This is a genomic window from Dietzia timorensis (assembly GCF_020742175.1).
Lineage (GTDB): Bacteria > Actinomycetota > Actinomycetes > Mycobacteriales > Mycobacteriaceae > Dietzia > Dietzia timorensis_A.
The window spans coordinates 1-2,930 of record NZ_DYXM01000052.1; the positions used below are offsets into that span (position 1 = coordinate 1).

Sequence of the window (2,930 nt, forward strand, 5' to 3'; positions counted from 1 at the left end):
ACAGCGTCGCGCGGCCGCGCGACAGAGTCGTCAAAAGGCCGACCAAGAAGTCCTCGAGCGGACTGCTACCGGCTCGTCTGGACGTATCGACGACGAGACCGCCGGAATTCGCCTCGTGTCCGACGTTCCCGGCGAAATCGCGGGACACTTGCAGCGTCCACAGGATTGCTACATTTGTAAAGCGCCGTATACCCAGGTCGACGCTTTCTACCACCAGCTATGCCCGCAGTGTGCCGCTTTGAACAGGGCAAAGCGGGACCCGAAGATGGACCTACGCGGAAAGCGGGCGCTACTCACCGGTGGACGCGCAAAGATCGGCATGTACATCGCGCTGATGCTTCTTCGCGCGGGTGCAGCTCTTACCATCACGACGCGTTTTCCCCGAGACGCGGCGCGACGATTCTCGCTGATGGACGACTATGACGACTGGGGTAGTCGGCTCACCATCGTGGGCGTCGACCTTCGCGACCCGGCACAGGTGACGGCGGTCGCCGACGAAGTGGCGGCGGCCGGGCCGCTCGACATGCTCATTAACAATGCTGCACAAACGGTCCGCCGCTCCCCCGGCGCCTATTCGGGTCTCGTGGACGGAGAGTCCGTCCCCCTGTCCGGCAAGGCCGAGAACGTGGCGATGGTGTCGATGGGGCGCACGAGCCAGGCCCATCCGGCATCGCTAGCGGCGGCCGGAGACACGTTGTCGACGTTGGAGAACACTTCTCCTCTTGCAGCCTCGAACGCGCAACGAGTCGCCGGCGACGCTCTGAGGGCAGGATCGGCTTCTCTCGAACGCATCGCCGCGGGAACTGCGGTCGACGCCGGTGGGCTGCTGCCGGACCTCGTGGATTCGAACTCGTGGGTCCAGACGGTGGAGCAGATCGCCCCGCTGGAAATGCTTGAGGTCCAACTCTGCAATGCCGTGGCACCGTTCATACTTTTGTCCCGGCTGCGACCGGCCCTTGAAGCCTCGAAGGCCCGGCGTAAGTATGTCGTCAACGTCTCTGCGATGGAGGGGGTTTTCTCGCGTCGGTACAAGGGAGCCGGGCACCCTCACACCAACATGGCGAAGGCGGGCCTGAACATGCTGACCCGAACGAGCGCGGCCGAACTCTACGAACGCGGCATCCTCATGACTGCGGTGGACACCGGGTGGATCACCGACGAACGCCCACACTCGACAAAGACCAGACTCGCCTCGGAAGGCTTTCGGGCTCCCTTGGATTTGGTCGACGGTGCGGCACGGGTCGTCGATCCGATCGTGCGCGGAGAGGCCGGCGAGGACGTCTACGGAGTGTTCCTCAAGGATTTCGAGTCGTACCCGTGGTGACTGAGGCGGGCTCGGCAACTCAGCACGCGGGCAAAAAGGTTGTCCTCCTTGACTGCGATCCCGGGATCGACGATGCGATGGCGATCGTCGACCTTCTCGCACGCAGGGCATTCGGCGAGATCGATATCGCCGGACTGATCGCCACGGCGGGCAATGCGAGTGTCGACGACTGCGTGTCCTCGGCCTTGTCGTGGCTCGAACTCGGCGAACGCACCGATCGAGACCGGGAGTGCTCACGCGCCGATCAGACCCCGGTGTTCAAAGGTGCGGCTGGTCCGATCGAGGTCGCGCACGACTTCACGCCGGAAACCCACGGCGAACACGGTCGCGGATACGCTCCCCTGGCGCGGACAGAAGGCACGGCGTCATCCATGCACGGTGCGCGAGCGTGGAGCGAATTGAGCATTCGCCACGAAGGCGAGCTGCACGCCGTGGTTATCGGTCCGCTGAGCACGCTGGCCGCGGCTCTGGATCTCGACGGCGGCATCCCCGATAGATTGGCGAGTCTGACGATCATGGGCGGCACCTTCTGCGGGCATCCCGGCAACACTACAGCTGTAGCGGAGTGGAATTCGCACTTCGATCCGGAGGCCGCTCAGCGCGTGTGCGAGCGATTCGCAGGCAGTGCCGTGGTGCCGCGATGGTGCGGACAGAACGTCACCGATTCGGCTGTCATTTCGCCGGCAGATGTCACCGAGGTTCTCTCCGCTACCCGAGGTGCGCCGGTAACCCGTGCTCTGGCCGCGGCTCTGCGCTTCTATTTCGAGTTCCACGACGCGGTTGGTGAAGGGTATTGCGCGAAGGTTCATGACCCGATCGCCACGGCACTCGCGCTCCAGCCCGCACTGGGCCGCTGGTCCCCCGCCCGGATCGACGTGGCCACGTCTGACCGCCTTACACGTGGGCAGACCGTCGCCGAATTCCAGCCCGAACGCTGGCGCGGTGGTGATTATGGGAGCGGCCGACGCAATGCCGACATCCTCGTTGAGGTTCCCGGCCATCCCGGTGTAGACAACATCCTTGCCGACTGGAAAGCGCGTCACGTCCGTTGGGTTCGCGGCTGAACGCCTGGCAGAGCGCCTGGTAGTTCTCGATAAATCAGCCGAAAGATTGACCCGGGTTTCGTCGGTGTGGCCGATGTGTGATGCGTCCAGACGCGATGTAATCGACGTTGTAGTAGAAACCGCCCGGCGAGGCCGGGAGCCACCGCGCTGGAGATGAAATGAACACCGAAGTTGTCCGCGTAAGCGACGAACGTGCGCCGTCTCGCAGAGACTGGCTGGGCCTTGCCGTTCTTTCGATCGGGCTTGGGCTGATCGTGCTCGACGGAACCATTGTCGGTGTCGCGCTACCGGATATCATCGGCGATCTCGGTCTCGAGTTCGCCGAGGCGCAGTGGGTGAATAGCCTCTACGCGGTCGTACTCGCCGCGCTCTTGTTATCGTCGGGAAAGCTCGCGGATGCGTTCGGCCGAAAGCGTCTGTTCATTGCGGGACTTCTCGTGTTCATCGGTGGCAGTGTGCTTGCGGCGATGGCATCGGGAGCGGCACTGCTCATCGCTGCTCGTGCCGTTCAGGCTCTTGGCGCCGCCATGATCATGCCCTCG

3 protein-coding genes are annotated in these 2,930 nt (G+C 63.8%); all 3 read left to right on the plus strand.

The genetic code is table 11. From position 1 onward, the window contains the following. Positions 1-1,324, plus strand: a 1,324-nt coding sequence (locus K8V11_RS02630; RefSeq protein ID WP_303910660.1) for an SDR family NAD(P)-dependent oxidoreductase, incomplete at its 5' end; no start/stop codon positions are given. Further along, positions 1,318-2,388: a nucleoside hydrolase gene (locus tag K8V11_RS02635; protein ID WP_303910661.1), complete on the plus strand. Its 1,071-nt coding sequence runs from the start codon at positions 1,318-1,320 to the stop codon at positions 2,386-2,388. The genes K8V11_RS02630 and K8V11_RS02635, both read left to right, overlap by 7 nt. Before the next feature lie 158 nt (positions 2,389-2,546). Then, positions 2,547-2,930: MFS transporter (locus K8V11_RS02640; protein ID WP_303910662.1), on the plus strand; the 384-nt coding region annotated here is incomplete at its 3' end.